The organism is Mesorhizobium sp. M1E.F.Ca.ET.063.01.1.1 (genome assembly GCF_003998155.1).
Taxonomy (GTDB): domain Bacteria; phylum Pseudomonadota; class Alphaproteobacteria; order Rhizobiales; family Rhizobiaceae; genus Mesorhizobium.
Map to the genome: position 1 here is coordinate 1 of NZ_RZSC01000002.1, position 17,804 is coordinate 17,804.

At 61.3% G+C, this 17,804-nt stretch carries 14 protein-coding genes and 1 pseudogene; 7 read left to right on the forward strand and 8 right to left on the reverse strand.

The features are described from left to right. The 4 genes from fdhE to fdnG all read right to left on the reverse strand — a co-directional run. On the reverse strand, positions 1 to 239 hold a 239-nt coding region (gene fdhE, locus EOA29_RS00630; RefSeq protein ID WP_210213099.1), incomplete at its 3' end, for a formate dehydrogenase accessory protein FdhE. A gap of 77 nt (positions 240 to 316) precedes the next feature. Continuing rightward, positions 317 to 1,021, reverse strand: a complete 705-nt coding sequence (locus EOA29_RS00635) for a formate dehydrogenase subunit gamma (protein WP_126090223.1) — start codon at positions 1,019 to 1,021, stop codon at positions 317 to 319. Further along, a complete protein-coding gene (gene fdxH / locus EOA29_RS00640) occupies positions 1,008 to 1,958 on the reverse strand; it encodes a formate dehydrogenase subunit beta (protein WP_126090222.1) in 951 nt (316 codons plus the stop codon). The genes EOA29_RS00635 and fdxH overlap by 14 nt, the downstream gene beginning before the upstream one ends. Before the next feature lie 12 nt (positions 1,959 to 1,970). After that, positions 1,971 to 5,057: a formate dehydrogenase-N subunit alpha gene (gene fdnG, locus EOA29_RS00645; RefSeq protein WP_127220049.1), complete on the reverse strand. Its 3,087-nt coding sequence runs from the start codon at positions 5,055 to 5,057 to the stop codon at positions 1,971 to 1,973. A gap of 212 nt (positions 5,058 to 5,269) precedes the next feature. On the opposite strand from fdnG, the gene selD reads away from it, so the two are divergent. After that, positions 5,270 to 6,313: a selenide, water dikinase SelD gene (gene selD, locus EOA29_RS00650; protein ID WP_126095638.1), complete on the forward strand. Its 1,044-nt coding sequence runs from the start codon at positions 5,270 to 5,272 to the stop codon at positions 6,311 to 6,313. A 223-nt stretch (positions 6,314 to 6,536) separates the two neighbouring features. On the opposite strand, the gene EOA29_RS00655 is transcribed toward selD, so the two are convergent. Continuing rightward, positions 6,537 to 7,571, reverse strand: a complete 1,035-nt coding sequence (locus EOA29_RS00655) for an ABC transporter ATP-binding protein (protein WP_126090219.1) — start codon at positions 7,569 to 7,571, stop codon at positions 6,537 to 6,539. Then, on the reverse strand, positions 7,568 to 8,152 hold the full coding sequence (locus tag EOA29_RS00660; RefSeq protein ID WP_126090218.1) for a cation-transporting P-type ATPase: 585 nt from the start codon (positions 8,150 to 8,152) through the stop codon (positions 7,568 to 7,570). The genes EOA29_RS00655 and EOA29_RS00660 overlap by 4 nt, the downstream gene beginning before the upstream one ends. Positions 8,153 to 8,381: 229 nt before the next feature. Here EOA29_RS00660 and EOA29_RS00665 point away from each other — a divergent pair. The 6 genes and pseudogenes from EOA29_RS00665 to EOA29_RS00690 all read left to right on the forward strand — a co-directional run. Next, positions 8,382 to 8,546, forward strand: a pseudogene (locus tag EOA29_RS00665) (branched-chain amino acid ABC transporter permease); the annotation flags it as partial. A 259-nt stretch (positions 8,547 to 8,805) separates the two neighbouring features. Then, complete coding sequence (locus EOA29_RS00670) at positions 8,806 to 9,906, forward strand: tartrate dehydrogenase (protein WP_127220050.1); 1,101 nt, start codon at positions 8,806 to 8,808, stop codon at positions 9,904 to 9,906. 602 nt (positions 9,907 to 10,508) lie between these two features. After that, positions 10,509 to 10,754, forward strand: a complete 246-nt coding sequence (locus EOA29_RS00675) for a glycine zipper 2TM domain-containing protein (RefSeq protein ID WP_126090217.1) — start codon at positions 10,509 to 10,511, stop codon at positions 10,752 to 10,754. Between the two features lie 41 nt (positions 10,755 to 10,795). Continuing rightward, on the forward strand, positions 10,796 to 11,125 hold the full coding sequence (locus EOA29_RS00680; protein WP_245464814.1) for an EF-hand domain-containing protein: 330 nt from the start codon (positions 10,796 to 10,798) through the stop codon (positions 11,123 to 11,125). Between the two features lie 173 nt (positions 11,126 to 11,298). Continuing rightward, positions 11,299 to 13,422 carry an adenylate/guanylate cyclase domain-containing protein gene (locus EOA29_RS00685; RefSeq protein WP_127220051.1) on the forward strand — a complete coding sequence of 708 codons (2,124 nt, stop codon included), beginning with the start codon at positions 11,299 to 11,301 and terminating at the stop codon, positions 13,420 to 13,422. Positions 13,423 to 13,432: 10 nt separating this feature from the next. Further along, positions 13,433 to 14,911, forward strand: a complete 1,479-nt coding sequence (locus tag EOA29_RS00690) for a mechanosensitive ion channel family protein (RefSeq protein WP_127220052.1) — start codon at positions 13,433 to 13,435, stop codon at positions 14,909 to 14,911. 243 nt (positions 14,912 to 15,154) lie between these two features. Here EOA29_RS00690 and EOA29_RS00695 read toward each other — a convergent pair whose 3' ends face one another. Further along, positions 15,155 to 17,380, reverse strand: coding sequence for a mechanosensitive ion channel family protein (locus EOA29_RS00695; RefSeq protein WP_126090214.1), 2,226 nt, complete (start codon positions 17,378 to 17,380; stop codon positions 15,155 to 15,157). Between the two features lie 87 nt (positions 17,381 to 17,467). Then, entirely contained in the window at positions 17,468 to 17,791 is a 324-nt protein-coding gene (locus tag EOA29_RS00700; RefSeq protein ID WP_126090213.1) for a hypothetical protein, read from the reverse strand. Between the last annotated feature and the right edge of the window lie 13 nt (positions 17,792 to 17,804).

The following is a 17,804-nucleotide window of genomic DNA, read 5'->3' on the forward strand; positions in this document are numbered from 1 at the left end:
GCTAAGCCTTCCTGAATGCGATGCTGCACATCGGCGAGAGCGGCAAGGAAGCGAAGATAGGGACCCAGCTCATGGCCCGCGGCCAGCGCGTTCCACCGCTCAGCGCGGCGAGAAAACAGAAGCGAAGGCTCGGGAAGGCGAGCAAAGGGAGGGGCAGAGACTTCGCCGATGGCGGTGGGGTCCGAACCGGCCGGAATGATCTGTCTTGGCATTCGAACCTCACGAACCGCACGGGCCACGTGGCTGCCTGACCGGCGCACAAAATCATGCGCAAACACAGAACTAGGGCGGAAAAGTCATCCCGCCAGCGCCCGCTCTATCCGGCGGGCTTCGATCCCGAGGGTCCTGCTCCCTTGCTCGATCTGGTGACGAGTTCCCGCAGCCATTTGCGATGATGCCGCCAGGCCCAGCCACCGGTCACCCGCCCTCGCGTCATGGCGGGGATGGTGCCGCGCACCCAGATGGCCGAGTAGAAATGGACGATCCAGACGCCGATGATGGCCACCGCCGCGATGGAGTGGACAAGTATGGCCACACGCTTCTGATCGATTGTCGTATACTGGGCGAAATATTGATCCCAAGCCACCAATCCGCTGGAGATGAGGATCACAATCAGCACCGACATTGACCAGAAGACGAGCTTCTGGCCGGCATTGTACTTGCCGACCTCAGGAGCATTGTCCTCGTGGTTGGCCAGCACGTCGCGGAAACGGGCGAGCCACGTTCCGTCCTCGCGCTGCCACAGGTTGGCCTTCCAGAAGCGAAGGAACAGCCCGAGGAAGCTGAAGAAGAGCACGACACCGATCCATGGATGGATGAAGCGCGTGAACTGGCCGCCGCCGAAAAGGCCGGACAGGAAAAACAGGCTCGGGTGAAACATCGCAAGGCCGGACAGGGCGAGCAGGATCAGGCTGGCCGCCGTGATCCAGTGGTTGATCCGCGCGCCCACCGTGTACCGATCTACGATAACTGGCTTGCCGGGATGGATCTGTTCGTTCGGCTTCACGTCATCGGCGGCCATGGCTGTCGCCTTCCGTCAGCTCTTCGGCGTGCTCCTCATCCGCTTCGGACACCCTGTTGGGTCCCATGATCAAATGGTGAAGCAAGCCGACGCCGGCCGCCACGCCCAAGACCGTGAGGCCCGCATATTTGGTCACACCTTTCCATGCCTCCACCAGCGGACTGATCTTCGGGTCCTTCGGCAAGCCCGAGTAGAGTTCCGGCTGGTCGGCATGATGCAGCACATACATCACATGTGTCCCGCCGACGCCCGGCGGATCGTAAAGGCCGGCATTGGCGAAGCCGCGCGACTTCAAGTCCTCGACGCGCTTGGCGGCCCAGCCTTTCATCTCGTCCTTGGTGCCGAAGACGATCGCCTGGGTTGGGCACGCCTTTGCGCAGGCCGGGCCTTGGCCGACCGCGACGCGGTCTGAGCAGAGCGTGCATTTATAGGCCGTGTGGTCGACCTTGGAGATGCGCGGGATGTTGAACGGGCAGCCCTTGATGCAGTAGCCGCAGCCGATGCAGTTCTCGTGGACGAAATCGACGATGCCGTTCGAATACTGCACGATCGCGCCCGGCGCCGGGCAGGCCTTGAGGCAGCCCGGATCGGCGCAGTGCATGCAGCCGTCCTTCCTGATCAGCCATTCGAGCTCGTTGGTCTCGGGATTGTCCCATTCGCTGTAGCGCATCAGCGTGAACATGTCCGGCGTCAGGTCGGGAGGGTTCTCGAAGGCGCCGTCGAAGACGCCGACCGGCGGGTGCGTGTCGTTCCATTCGATGCAGGCCGTCTGGCAGGCCTTGCAGCCGATGCATTTCGAGACATCGATGAGCTTGGCGACTTCCGTCAACCGCTGCTCGGGGGCAGGCACGGTCGACGCCGAGCGGCGGATGAGGTCCTTCTCGGAAAGACGCGGCGCAGTGTCCGTTGTCGAAGGGTTTGGAAGGGGAGGGAACATCGCTCGCTCCTCCTATGCCACCGGCCCTGGTGCGGGCTCGATATTGACCAGGAACGCCTTGTACTCGGGCGTCTCGATATTGGCGTCGCCGACAAAGGGAGTGAGCATGTTCGGGCCGAAGCCTTTCTTCGCCGCTCCGGTGAAGCCCCAGTGCAGCGGAATGCCGACGATATGGACGATCTTGCCGTCGCAGGTGAGCGGCTTGATCCGCTTGGTCACCATGGCCTTCGCCACGACCGAACCGCGCTTCGACCAGACGCGGACCCAGCCGCCTTTGGTGATCCCCTTCTCGGCCGCCAGCTGTTCCGAAATCTCCACGAAGAACTCCGGCTGCATCACCGCATTGACGATGACGTGCTTGGTCCAGAAGTGGAAATGCTCGGTCAGGCGGTACGAGGTCGCCGCATAGGGGAACTCCTTGGAAGCCGCTTCGGCAAACTGGGCCATGTCGCCCTCGAATACACGGGCGGCCGGATTGCCGCGGACTTTGGGCGCGACCGGATTGACGATCGGCGACTCGAACGGCTCGTAATGGGCCGGGAACGGTCCGTCGCGCATCATGCCCCGGGTAAAGAGACGCGAGACGCCTTCCGGGTTCATGATGAACGGGCCGACCTGATCGGGCTTCGCGGTCGGCACAATATCAGGTACGTCGTAACCCGACCATTTCTGGCCGTCCCATGCGATCACTTTGCGGCTCGGATCCCAAGGTTTTCCAGTGAGGTCAGCCGACGCCCTGTTGTAGAGGATGCGGCGGTTGGCAGGCCATGAGAACGCCCATTTCGAGTAGAAACCGGCGTCGTCCGGATCGGACGTATCGCGCCTTGCCATGTTGTTGCCGTTCTCGTTGAAGCAGCCGGAATAGATCCAGCAGCCGCAGGCGGTCGAGCCGTCGTCACGCAGCGCGGCAAAGGCCGGCAGCAGCTTGCCGGCCTCGGCCAGCACCTTCGTCGGGTCGGCCGTGTCGGTCACCCTTGCGAGTGCCCGGCCGTTGATCTCCTGGGCCAGCTCCTCGGCCTTCGGATCGCCGGGATCGGCATAAGGCCAGTTGAGCTTGACGATCGGATCGGGGAAAGCGCCGCCTTCCTTGGCGTAGAGCTCCTTCAGGCGCAGATGAAGCTGCGCCATGATCCAGGTATCGCGCTTGGCTTCGCCGGGGGGGGTGCCGCCGGCCCAATGCCACTGCAGCCAGCGCCCTGAATTGACCAGCGAGCCGTCGTCCTCGGCGAAGCAGGTCGAGGGCAGCTGGTAGACTTCCGTCTGGATCTTCGTCGGATCGACATCGTTATACGGCCCATGGTTCTCCCAGAACCGCCCCGTCTCCGTGTCCAGCGGATCCATGATGACGAGGAATTTGAGCTTCGAAAGGGACTCGATCACCTTCTTCTTGTTCGGGGCCGCCTGCAGCGGGTTGAAGCCCTGGCAGAAATAGCCGTTCATCTTGCCCTGGTGCATGAGCTCGAAAGCGCGCAGCAGGTCGTAGCCCGGCAAGTCGAGCTTCGGCAGGTAGTCATAGGCGAAGTCGTTCTCCGGCGTTGCCGCATCGCCCCACATCGACTTCTGGAAGCTGACGAAGAACTTCTTGTAGTTCTGCCAATAGCTCATCTGGTTCGGCCGCAGCGGCTTGAAACCGCGCGTCGACATGTAGGCCGCCAGATCCGGCTCCTTCTGCGTCGGCAGCGTGAGGTAGCCGGGCAGCAGGTTCGACATCAGCCCAAGGTCGGTCAGCCCCTGGATGTTGGAGTGGCCGCGAAGCGCGTTCATGCCGCCTCCGCGAATGCCGATATTGCCGAGAACAAGCTGCAGCATCGCCATGGCGCGGATGTTCTGCGAGCCCTTCGAGTGCTGGGTCCAGCCGAGCGCGTACATCGACGTCATCGCCTTGGTCGGCGAAGAGGTCTCCGCGACCATCGCGGCCACCTTCAGGAACTTCTCCTTCGGCGTGCCGCAGATGCGCTCGACCATCTCCGGCGCATAGACGGAGACGTGGTTCTTCAGGAGGTTCCAGACGCAGCGTGGATTCTGCAGCGTCTCGTCGACGACGGCAAAGCCGTCCGGACCTATGTCATAGTCCCAACTGGACTTGTCGTAGTCCCGCTTCGCCTCGTCATAGCCGGAGAAGAGGCCGTCCTTGTAGGTGAAACCCTCCTTGACGACATAGGTCGCGTTGGTGAAGGACTTCACATAGTCCCATTGCACCTTGTCGTGCTGGATACAGTAGTTGATCAGGCCGAGCAGGAAGGCGATGTCCGTTCCCTGGCGGATCGGTGCGTAAAGGTCCGACACCGAAGCCGAGCGCGTGAAGCGCGGGTCGATGACGATAAGCTTGGCGCCGCGGTTGGCCTTCGCTTCCGTGACCCATTTGAAGCCGCAAGGATGCGCTTCCGCGGCATTGCCGCCCATGATCACAACAAGATCCGTATTCCTGATGTCGGTCCAGGAATTGGTCATTGCGCCGCGGCCGAATGTTGGGGCGAGACTCGCCACCGTCGGGCCGTGTCAGACACGCGCCTGGTTGTCGAACACCAGCATTCCCGCGCTGCGCACCACCTTGTAGGTCGCGAACGCGGTTTCATTGGTCGAAGCCGAGGCGGCAAGGAATCCGGTGGAGATCCACCGGTTGACCGTCACGCCATCATTGTTCCTCGCGACGAAGTTCTTGTCGCGATCGTCCTTCATCAATCGGGCGATGCGACCGAGCGCGTCTTCCCAGCTAATCGGCTCGAACTTGTCGGACCCGGGCTTGCGGACCATCGGATGCTGCAGGCGGGTCGGAGACTTCACGAAACCGAGCAGAGCGGACCCCTTGGGGCACAGAGTGCCGCGATTGGTCGGGTGGTCGGTATCGCCCTCGATATGAGTGATGTCGGCCTTTTCGCCCTTCCTGAGATCGCCTTTCGAATACAGGATTATGCCGCAGGCCACCGAGCAGTACGGGCAGGTGTTGCGCGTCTCGGTCGTGTTGGCGAGCTTGAAGGACCGGATCGCCGCCGCATGCGCGGCCTCGATGTCGGCGAAGCCGAAAGCCCCTAACGCCGTGCCGGCGAGACCCGCGCCTGCCGTCTGCAGCAACGCGCGCCGTGAGAGTTCAAGATTCATCTGGAGTTCCTCCCGAATTCCATGCCCATTGGGGGCATCCAGAACCAAGGATATGCACGCCATTTTGAGCCGAATTGGCGCAATGTCAAACACTTAGAGCGCAGATCGGAGTCGGCAAATGGTTCGCACAGGAAAATGCGATTGACGCTTTTCGGAATGTGACACTACAGTGTGGCGTGGTGTTGGAAACGGCTCCCGCGTTGCGGGGCGATATCACCGAAGCACCTCCGCGCCTGACCAGCCTTGCTCATGGCGGCGGTTGCGGCTGTAAGCTGGCGCCCTCGGTCCTGCAGCAACTTCTCGCAGAGCAGGCGCAATCAAATCCCTTTCGGCAGCTCCTTGTCGGCACAGAAACCGGAGATGATGCCGCGGTCTGGCAGATCGACGACACGACCTGCGTGCTCGCGACCACCGATTTCTTCATGCCGATGGTGGACGATCCGTACGACTTCGGCCGCATCGCCGCGACCAACGCCCTCTCCGACATCTATGCAATGGGCGGACGTCCGATCATGGCCCTGGCCATCCTCGGAATGCCTCTCGACAAGCTGCCGACACACACCGTGCGGGAAATCCTGAATGGCGGCCGCGATATTTGCGCCACCGCCGGAATACCGGTCGCTGGCGGCCATTCGATCGACACGCCGGAACCGATCTATGGGCTTGCCGTGATCGGCACCTGCCGGCCGGCGGACATCCGGCGCAATTCGGAAGCCAGGCCGGGAGATGCCTTGATCCTGACCAAAGGACTCGGCGTCGGAATCTATTCCGCAGCCATCAAAAGGCAGGCGTTACCGCGCGGCGGCTATGAAGAGATGATTGCTTCGACGACCCTTCTCAATCGGATCGGGGCCGACCTCGCCTTGGACGCGAGCGTGCATGCGATCACGGATGTGACCGGCTTCGGCTTGATCGGACACGCCCTCGAGATGGCGCGCGGCTCCGGCTGCGCACTCGTGATCCGCGACCAAGACGTTCCCGTCTTTGCACAGGCCGCATCACTCGCGGAACAAGGCTTCGTCACTGGCGCATCGCGCCGCAATTGGGCGAGTTACGGCGATGCGGTGCGGCTGTCCAATGGCATGCCGGAGTGGCGGCGTCATCTTCTTACCGACCCGCAGACTTCCGGTGGGCTGCTGATCGCTTGTGACAACGCCGATGCACTGGCCGAGACAATCGTCGCGCGTGGCTATCCGTCGGCTAGAGTGATCGGACGGGTCGAGCGCGGGCGACCTGTCGTAACGATCGAGGAATGAATGTCAGGATGGGGTCAGTTCACGACCCCAAACCGGCAGGTTAAAGCATGTCTCCCGAAAGTGGGACCCGGTTTCGGGACAAAGACATGCGTAAAATCAATAGTTTAAAGCGCAGGGAGCGAATCTGAAAGATCGCGACACGCTTTAACCGTCTGAATGTTAGTTACGAAGCCGGAAAGCTGCAATTCCACTTCGGCCCCAGCAGTGCAGTACGCCTCATCGTTTAAGTGAGCCCTGAAACCCCGGCAGATATGGGCGATCCGGTCTGCGCGGGATGATCGCCGTCGACCCACTGGATGATCATCCGGAATTGCACTTTCGCTTGCGAATAGTCGCGATAGAAGTCGAGAAGTTCTCCCGTGGGTTCCGACAAGCGTTGGAAGCCCGAAATGAAGGCGACGATCGTGCCGATCGTCGTCTGCCCGCGGATCACAAGATAGCCGCCAACGATCAGGACCATCAGCGACCCCATCGCGTTGGCTACATTCATTGACGTCTTCAGCCCGAACCTCAACAAATAGAATTCGATGCGGTTGCTGAAGATCGTGCGTATGGTGCGAAAGGCTGCTCGGCGCTTCGTCGAGTGACTGGCGAAGGAATTGACTGCCTGGTTGCCAAGCTTTCGGACCAGCGCGACCTGCCGTTCCACGAGTGTGTTCAGGTCCTTCTGCATGTAAAGCGCAAGCAGGATCTGCGGCAGAAGTGACACGCCGCTGACCAGAGCGATCACCGGCTGCATGTAGATCATGTAAGATATGACGGAGATCATTATCGTGATGTTGACTACGCATTCAGAGATGCTGGTGCCGACAAATGCGCCAACATAGTCGATCTCGTTGCCGATGATGCCGGCGGTCTGGCCACTCCTTGCATGCTCGCGCGCGGACCTCTGCGTGGCGACGACAGCGAGTTGGTCGCGGGCCGTCTTCACCACGCTCTCTCCGACCCAGCCCTGATAGACGATCAGGGCGTATTTCAGCCCCGCATGCAGGAGTATAGCCGCAAGATACAGGCTGCCGAGCGCCAGAAGCGCCCGTACGTTCTTGTCGGCAATCGCCACATCGACGATCCGTCTCTGCAGGTCGATGGGGATAAAGTTGGCCAAGGCAACCAAAATTGCGATCACGCTGACATAGACCTGATGCATGCCGCTGGCGCGCCGGACAAAGCCGGGAAACTTCTCGCCAGGGCGCATCACGTCGGCCATCGGCTCAAACGGGATGAAGCGCCGCGCAATTGTCGCGAAAACTCTGCTCACCTTCGATGCGCCTCCGTCGCCTCCATTTCCGGTCCAACCGATAAGGGCAACGCACCCTGTCGGTGACCAGCTGAACGGGCATCCTCAATCAGGCCCGGGACTGTCGCTCGGCCATGCCTTGCTCGCCGGCGTGGTCCCCGGTGGTGCCGGTCGTGCTCGAAGAAGAGCCTCTTCGACCATTCCGAGACCAGGGCATGGGCGATCGTGATGCGCTGCTTCAACGCGTCGACCGCGCGAGACGCGCTGTATTCCTGACTGAAGCCGAGACCGCAACTCGCTAGGATGATTGCTCCGATGATGACGGCCTCGCGGCCTTCACCGACAACACCGGTAACGATCGCCGCGACGATCAGGACCAGAACCAGCGGATTGCGAAACCGCCGCAACAGGACCGCCAGCGCTTGTTCTCGCCGATGATCGGCGAACGTGTTTGGTCCGAGGCGCGAAAGCCCGTTGCGCGTCGCGGTCGAAGTCAGCTCGGTAGGCCGAGAGCAGCATTCCTGCAGCACCTCGATAGCCGGTCGCGACAAATAGGGCTCGCCCACGCCGCGCCACGTTGGGGAGGCTGAGTTCTCGATCATCACGATTTGATAGCGAAGAAGGCCGCGAGCCCCCTTGATCGGCATCAAAGCCGGGAGAATTTACGATCCGAGCTTAAGCAGGCAGGCTGCGCGATAGATGCGCTGGAGGGCTCAGAGCGTTGCGTGAACCGGGACCATCGTCCTGCCGGCGCCACTGCTAGGACAGGCTTACGAAGGGAGGCCAGATCGGTGAAGGAAAGCTCCGGGATCGGACCTCCTTCGGCGCCATGTTCTGGTCCAGTTCGGCATCAACGCGCTGCTGCTTGCCGTGCTGGCGCAAGGCTGGAACATCATCGGCGGCTATGCCGACTACGCCCCTTTCGGCAATTCGGTGTTCTACGGCCTCGGCAGCTACGGCGTGGCGATCGCCATGGTGCAGTGGGAAATGCCCTTCGCCGTTGGGCTGATATTCGGCATGGCGATGGCGGGGCCTTCGCCTTATATCGTCAATCCTTATGCGATGATCGAATCCACCCGCATGCTGCTGGAATGGCTCGGCCACAACCGAGGCGCTCACCGCATCATCGATCATGGCAAGAGCGACCGCAGCCGTGCTCGCGCGGCCCGAACGCGCACGGGCGACATACGCGGAACCACCAACACCGAAGGAATGACCAGCGCCATCGTCGCTGCCATCGAGAAGGAAGCTGAAAATGTCCTTGCATAGGATCGCCGTGATCGGCGGTGACGGCATCGGCCCCGAGGTCGTCGAAGCCGGCGTCAAAGTCCTGGAAGCTTTGGCTGCCGTCGAACCGGGCCTTATCTTCGAGTTCAAGCGCTTCGATTGGGGCTCGGACTACTATCGCCGCAACGGCAGCATGATGCCGCAGGACGGCCTGGCTCAGATCGAGGACTTCGATGCGATCTATTTCGGTTCGGTCGGCGACCCGAACCTGCCGGACGACATCACGCTGTGGGGTTTGCGCCTGGCCATCTGCCAAGGGTTCGACCAGTACGCCAATGTTCGGCCGACGCGCCTTTTGCCCGGCCTCACCGGCCCACTGCGGCCTGAACTCGGCCAGCAGATAGACTGGGTGATCGTACGCGAGAACAGCGAAGGCGAATATGCGGGTGTCGGCGGCCGCGCCCATCGCGGCCTGCCGATCGAGGTCGGCATGGACGTCGCTGTCTTCACCCGAGCCGGCACCGAGCGGATCGCCCGGTTTGCCTGCGACCTTGCCATGTCGCGCCCGCGCAAGCTCTTGACCGTCGTTACGAAGTCGAACGCGCAGCGCCATGGCATGGTGCTCTGGGACGAGGTCGTGCGCGAAGTGGTTCGCGGCTACCCCGGCCTGACCGTCGACTGGATGCTGGTCGATGCCATGACACAGCGCATGGTCAACAAACCCGGCAGCGTCGATACGGTTCTGGCAAGCAACCTTCATGCCGACATCCTGTCCGACCTGGCGGCCGCACTTGGTGGTTCGCTCGGTATCGGCTCGACGGCGAACATCGACCCGTCGCGCAGTCGTCCGTCGATGTTCGAACCTATCCATGGCTCAGCCTTCGATATCACCGGCAAGGGCGTCGCCAATCCGCTCGGTTCGTTCTGGACGGCAAGCCTGATGCTTGATCATCTCGGCGAGCAGCCTGCGGCGCGTCGCCTTATGGCGGCGATTGAAACCGTCACCGATCGAGGCGAATATCTCAGCCCGGACCTTGGCGGCTCAGCGCGCACCGCCGAGGTCACTGCCGCCGTGATTGCTGCGCTCTCGGGTGTAAACAGCACGAGCTCATCCCGCTTGACCGGATAGGGGCTACAGTCACCGTTGCCTGTTTGCAGATGCCCGCGCGATGGACTCCCCTCCCTAGGGGCGCGCCATAGGCGTGGACTTGCTGACGGGTCGGCCAGCGGCTGACGGCTCCGCAACCCGAAACTTCCGGCTGCGCGGTTATCTCGCTGCAGTTTCGCCGGCGCTTTGCTCGTGTATCAGATCTTGCAGTCTTCGCATTCGCTTTGTCGCCGTGGAGAGTCTTTCTGCTATAGCGCCCAATAAACCGCCCATCCGCAAAATTGAAGTATCCGGTAATTTAGCAAGAGAATATGTAATTCGCTGTGATGGAGCCTGGAAAACAAATGTTAGACAAAGTGGATTGAGATAATATCATTCTCCCTCTTGCCCTAAGCTGGATTCTTGTGCAACTTTTGCGATCTCTGGTGGGCGGGCATCGAGCGATGCACGGAGAGGGACAACGATACTCGCTTGGCCGGGCTGTCGGCTTATTCGCCCTGACCAAGTAATTCCCCACAAGCTGGCCTGAGCCGCTGAGTGCGTGATCCGTCTGTCGTCTGCTGCAGAGCAGGCGCCATCCCGGTCCGGCGCGCTCCTTTCGACCATCGTAGCCGGAGAAAGCAATGAAGAGATCTATCGTGGCAATCGTGCTCTCGGGCACTTTCGCGCTTACGGCGTGCCAGTCCTCATCGGATTCGACCGTTCGAGAGCACAACTCAGAATTCGGCTGCATCGCCGGAACGGTCGGCGGCGCCGTCGTCGGTGCCCTGATCGGCAGCACCATTGGCGGCGGCAGCGGTCGCGTCCTCGCCGAGGCTGTCGGTGTTGGCGGCGGCGGCTATCTCGGTAACCAGCTTGCCTGCCAATGAGACGACAAGAAAGGGACGAGACGATGAGAGCCACAATCGCGATGACGGCATCCCTGCTGCTGTTTTGCACCGGCGCGAGCACGGCGCAGGAGGCTATGTACGAGGGCCAGAAGGATCAACTCGATGCCAATGGCAACGGTGCGGTGAACCGGCAGGAGTATCAGTCCTTTATGACAAAGGCCTTCGAAAAGCTGGACGCCGACGATGACGGCTCTCTCAGCCAGGCCGAGACCGCCAACATCCTGAGCGCGGACCAGCTCGCAGCGGCTGATATCAATGGGGACGGCCGCGTCGGTCGGGAGGAATTCATGAACCGGGTCATGAAGGACTTCGCCGCGGCCGACAAGAGCGGAGACGGCCGCTTGCAATAGTCTTCGAATGGAGAGGCAGGGATATGGCTGATCTAACCATCATCATTGGTGTCGGAATCGCCGTGATTGTCATAGCGATCCTGTCCGCCATTCTTGTCTGGCTTTGGAAAGCCATGTCGCTGGAGGTTTTGGTCTGAAGGCAATGAAACTTCCAGCACCTGTGGGAGCTCGCCATGCTGCGCCGATTGTCCATCCGCTCCAAGCTGCTAGCCATCCTGCTTTTGGGCGGCATTGCGTGCACGGCCGCGACCGGCCTTGTCGCCGATCGCAGTGGATCCCAATCACTGGGTGCATCGATCTTTGGTCAGCTGACGACTTTAAGGGAGAGCAAGAAATCCGAGGTGGAGCGCTACTTCGCAGAGCTTGAGCGGCAGTTCGTTGTCTTATCGCGAGCTCCTGCCACGATCGACGCCATGGTCGCCTTCACCAGCGGATACAAGACATTGCAAGGCGAGCACGAGCCGCCGCCCGAGCTCTTGTCCTTCTATGAAAAGGATTACCTGCCGAAGATCGAGAGCTTGGTCGAAGGTGAGTTGAGCGCCGCCTCCTATATGCCGACCGATCCGTTGGCGCTGCGTCTCCAGACCGATTACATCGCTCGCAACAGCTTTCCCGTCGACGAGAAGCAGAAGTTGCTCTCCGCCGGGACTGGAACGTCCTACGACATTGCGCACGAACGCTATCATCCCTTCCTCACGCGGGCTGCCGAAGCCAGCAATCTCAGCGACATCATGCTCGTCGATGCGCAGACCGGCACGGTCGTCTACACGATCTATAAAGGCATCGATTTCGGCAGTAATGTCGTCGACGGTCCGCTCGCGCAGTCGGGCATCGGCCGCGCGTTTGCATCGGCCTTGCGCGACGGGACCTCAGACGGTTCCGTCGTACTGGAAGACTTCAGGGCGTATCCACCTAGCCTTCTCGCCCCAGCCGCTTTCATAGCCGTGCCAATAATTCGCGATGGGCAAACGCTCGGGATACTGATCGCCGAAGTCTCAAAAGACGATCTCGACGCCGTCATGACTTCGAACGGGCGATGGGCGGATGTGGGTCTCGGCAAAACCGGCGAAGCCTTTCTCGTCGGCCCGGACCACAGGATGCGCAGTGGCTCGCGCTTTCAAAGGGAAACTCCCGATTCTTACTTTGCCGCATTGAGCAGAGTCGGCATCAGTGATGCGGACATCGAACGCATCCGCCGCTTCAATTCCGCGGTTCTGAACCAACCCGACAATAGCCGGGCCGCCGAAGAGGCGCTCAGGGGTCAGTCAGGAACGGACATCCTCCAAGATTATCGCGGTGTCGATGTCCTGGCCTCCTGGGCACCGATCGATGTCCTGGGGACACGCTGGGCCATTCTTGCCAAGATGGATGTCGCGGAGGCGCTCGCGCCTGTCAGCGAGTTCCGGCGGCGCGTGGTCCAGGTCGCGGCGGCCGCCGCCGCCGTCCTCACCCTTGTCTCACTTTTTGCGGCAGGTGCATTCACCCGGCCAATCCGTGAAGTGCTGGCCGGAGTCAATCGACTCGCCGCCGGTGACGAGAAGACACGAATTCCCGTCAACGGCAGCGACGAATTCAGCGAACTCAGTCGCGCGTTCAATACCATGGCCGACGAGATTGCCACACGCAGCGACAAGATCGCCCAGAAGACCGGCGAGTATGAAGCGCTCTTGCGCAACGTCTTTCCCGAAATCGTCGCCGAGCGGATCAAAATGGGCGAGGAATCGGTGGCCGAGGTCGTCAAGAACGTCGCGGTCACGGTGATCGATATCGACGGTATCAACGTGCTTGTTACCGACGCGACACAGGACACGTTGAAGGCTGTCAACGAACTGATCAGCGACATAGATGAGGCGGCGTTGGACGCCGGCGTGGAGAAAACCCATTCGTTCGGCGAAACGTATATTGCCGCCTGCGGACTCTCGACGCCTCGGCTGGATGGTGCGCGGCGAATCCTTTCCTTCATCGCGGCGGTGGCCGAGATAGCGGAGCGCCACAGCCGTAACTGGAGCATACCGCTCACGGTCAAGGCCGCGGTCGCGCTCGGCGACGTGGAAGTCGGCCTCGTCGGCCAGCAACGCACGGTCTATAGCATGTGGGGCCTGACGGTGCTCACGGCACGCCGCATCGTCTTCGACGCCGATGCCAATTCCGTGCGCATCACGAAGCCGGTCCTGGAGCAACTGCCGGATGCGGATGGCTTCGTGAAGAAGCCATCCATCCCGATCAACCAGGCCGAGGCCGTGGATACGTGGCAAGGCCCCATCGCTGCGGCGTCGTCTGTCACCGCGGCTGCATGATGTGATTGTCATGACAAACATCCCGTGGTCCAGCTTTCTCGCGTGGGCGGCCGTTGTCGTCCTCGGCTATCCTCTCGTCACCCTTGTCCTTTCCGAGGTCACCCGGCGCATGGAGGGCTCCGAAACCACCCGCCCGCTGAAGGTGATCCAGAATGCCGTTCTGCCTGCTGTCGCCTTATGGGTCTTGATCCATAAGCTCTCGTCGCTCCCTTCCGACGGCGTAGCCTTCAAGGTCATCGATACCATTGTCGGCATACTCGTGCTCTATGCGGTCCTGCTGATCGGGCAGACCGTTCTCCTGGCGGCGAGACGTGCGGTCGATGGACGGGCTCAGGCGCCCAGGCTTTTCCACGAGCTCGGCGCAGTCTTCATCGTCATCGTGGGCGGCGCCTTCATCATCTCCACGGTGTGGGATATCAAGCTTACGACGCTGTTCGGCGCGCTCGGCGTCGGATCGGTCGTCCTCGGGCTGGCGCTACAAAGCGTGATCGGCGGTCTCGCCAATGGCCTCATCGTGCTCTCCGGCCGACATTTCGCCATCGGCGACTGGCTGCGTCTCGACCAGGGCTACGCCAAGGTCGTTCAGGTCGACTGGCGTGCCGTGACTCTGGAAGCTGGCGGGGAGCGGATCGCCGTGCCGAGTTCGAAGATTGCAGGGGACACCTTGCGGATCGTGCGAAATGGGCAACCGTTCGGGGCAGGCACGTCGATCGTCGTTCCTTCGGCCTATCCTCCGGACCAGGTTATCGCTGCCTTGACCGAGGCCGCGCGAAGCATTCCAGAGAGCATCGGTCCCGACAGCGCCAGCTGCCAGGTCGCGGAATGGACTGCCGGCGGTATTCGCTATGCAGTGGGTGTGTTGGTGGACGAGCCGGGCAAGATAGGCCGTGCATGCAACACGCTTCTCGACCGCATCTGGCACGTTCTGCCGCGACACGGCATCTCCCTCATGCGGACCGGGGACGGCAAGGTCGTCGAAGTGATTGGCGGTGCGCTCGACTGGGGAGTGACGGCCGAGGAGCGAGTTCGGTTGATCGTCAACAGCGGTGCACTGCGCGGCCCGGTGACCGGTATCGAGGAGCTTGCCGAAGCGTCGCGGATCGAACGCTACGCGCCTGGTGAACTATTGCTCGCACACGGCGCGCCCGCCACCGCTTTCTACATTCTGCTTAGCGGCAGCCTCTCGACTGCGATCGATACCCCCAGCGGCCCCCGCGTCGTTGATCGGCTGTCGCCCGGGCAGATGTTTGCCATCCGCCAGATTTTTCGCGGGACACCAAGCCCGGTGAGCCTCGTGGCGGACGAAGCTAGCGAGGTGATCGCTATTCCTGATTCAGCCATGCAGCGTATGCTGGACAAGAACCACAAGCTGGCCACCGATATCGACGCCGCAATCGACAGCCGCGCCGATATGATGAGAGCATTGATCTCGAACGGAGCTGATGTGGAGACGGACGACACGGCCGAGCGCGCTAGAAGTCGTGCCTGATCCATCTGTCGGCTGCCGGTCAGCACAGGTGTGTTGTCGGAGTGCTTTTCCAGCCGGAGCAGCTCGTACTGCGTTGGGTCGTCGGGACAGAGGCCGGTCGAGCATTGAAGGAAGGGAAATGCGACCTGCCCGGCAGTTCTTGCCAAGGTCTTGGGCTGTGCGGCCGCGGCCGCCGGCTCGCTATGGCGCGCACGGCAGCGCCGGTTGGCGATCCGCGCTGTGACCGGTCGGTGGCACAGTTTCCTACTCCGCTGTGCCAGCTTTTTTTCTGCGCCGGTTGGTGTGCGACTGCGCGACCGCGATTTTTAACTCGGGTGTGATCTCCAACGGCGCATTCTCTGCCCCATGTGGGTTCTGTAGCCCTTCGACGTGGACGGTCGGGAACGGGAGTTCGATGCCCTGCTCCTTGAAGACTTGGCGGAGGCGTACATAGAATTTGCGTTTCATACCGAAGGCGCCTCCCGGTCTGGTTGTGACCTTGACCCTCAATACGATGCCGTACTCGCCGAACTCTTGTACGCCCTGCATCTTGATCGGTGAGAGCACCCAGGGTTTGAATTCGGGATCTTCCGCCAGTTCGAGGCCGATTCGCTTGATCAGCTTGCGAGCGAAGTCGATGTCGGTGTCATAGCCGACGGTGATGTTGAATTTGTCGGTAACCCAGTCACGGCTCTGGTTCTGGACTGCCCCGAGTTCACCGAAAGGTATTGTGAACAGCGAGCCACGATGGTGGCGCAGCTTCACCGAGCGCAGCGAAAAGCTCTCTACCGTACCCACATAAGAGCCCGAAGAAATGTATTCGCCGACGCGAAACGCATCATCGAGCAGAAAAAATACGCCGGAAATGACGTCCTTGACCAGGGTTTGTGCTCCAAATCCCACAGCGACACCAACGACGCCGGCGCCGGCGATCAGCGGGCCGATCTCGATACCCATTGAGGCGAGCATCATCAGCACCGCCATGACGACGATCACCGCGAGCAGAATGTTTTGGATGATCGGCAAGAGCGTGCGCAGCCGCGCCTGCTGCGGATCGACGATCGGCATCTCCTCGTCGCTGATCGCTGCGTGCGGCGTTTCGATGCCCAGCTTGCGTTCGATCAAAGCTTTGATGATCGACCAGCCGAAATCGGCTGCCAGGGCAATGACCACGATATTGATCAAGCCGCGCAATATGAGCGTGGTCGTCGTGTTGCTGTCCTGCATGGACTGCATGTTCAGACCCCAGACACGGGCGAGAACGTAAGCCGCCGCCAGGATCAAAATCATCCGGATTCCGCGATCGATGACAGCGATCGTCAGCGCCGGGATCGTAGGCCGGCCAGCATCTTCCGAACCCGGCCGCAGGACGAAATTGACCCCGCGCTGCGTCAGCACGATTGTCAAAGGCAGGAAGAATGCGGCGAAGGTAAACCAGAACAATATGGGAAGGCCGGCGATGCGCAGCAGGAACAGGACGACGAAGTAAGCCGTCAAAAACCATGTCGCTCCGGTGTGACCCGCTTGGTTCGCACCGTCTCGCTGCGTTCTTGGCCGACGCCAAACGGCAAGCAAAAAGAGCAACAGCAGTGCGGAATCGGCACCCACTGACAGGACCAGCATCCCGTCCTGATCGATGCCGAGACCCGGCAAGAGGATAAACGCGGCGCCGAAGAAGGCGAAGACGCCGACGATCCGGGGCAGCCAATAGAACCAATGGTCAGCCATCTCGTTGGTGATCGGCAAAGCACGAACCTCGACGGCGTTCTCGACCTGCATGAAGGAAGGGACGAGCATGGCTGCGAGGTACATGCGCACACCCGCTGTAACGACTGCAGCCATCAGAAATGTCAGCACGATCTCGCGGATAAGCATTGGCCAGTCGAACAACATGAACGCGCCAGCGCTGCCAAGCGCGAACGAGACGATCAGCAGGCTGGAATAAAGCGTGCGACCACCAATCTTCTTGGCCCGCCCAATGGGCGTATCCTTCGGCTGCGCGATGATCCAAAGACGAAACGGACGGGTGAGCCTGTACGTTGCCCAGGTGAGCGCCACGCCGGCAGCGATGAACATTGCGATCAGCAAAAGCACGCCGGCAGGCCGCCTGCCGGACATATCCTCCATGGTTTCTGCCCGAACGCGCGCGAACTGGCCTGGCAGCAGGGGCAAAGTCCGCACGATTCTTTCGATATGATGCTTGATCCGATCGAGCGTCGAGGACGCCATCGTATTCATCTGGCCTGGTGCGGCCACGGCGTCGGACGATGCGGCGGCCGGCGAAGCTCCTGCCTTGGCAGGCGCTCCCGTTGACCCGGCGTCCCGATTTCGTTGTTCGGCCATCCAGGCCTTCACCGACGGATCGTCGAGAAGCTCGAATAGCTGTTTGACCCTTTCAGGTGGGACGGTCGCCGGCGCCTGCGCCTGCGACGGGCCAGCCAACGAGAGGGCGATCCCAAAGACGAGGGACCTGGCGATCAGGAAAAACATCGCGGTCAGAAATCCGAGATGTCGTGTCGGGCGCGCCAGGTTCCTGGCTCCCAATCGTCGAATCATTAATTCGGGGCAGCTTGCCATTCAATGTATATAGACGATGACATAGCGCCCTTGGTAGGGCTGATAGTAGCTGCTGCCGCAGTGCCAGAGCACGGTGCCGTTGATCGAAGTCTTCACACACGCCGCCGGCAGCCTGCTCACGTAGACAGTCGAACGGCGGATCGTTCGGCGTGTGGTCCGCCTCGCAACCCCTGCTACACTGCCTGGCGTGAGTGGGCGACCAACTCGCGCCTGTGCGTCGCCGACGAAAGGGGCGAAGGGCGTAACGGCGTCGACAAGCCCTCCAAACATCAAGGCGATGACGATTCCGGCGGCGCCGGTCAATCTCAAGCTAAATCTTGTCATTTTGCGTCCTCCC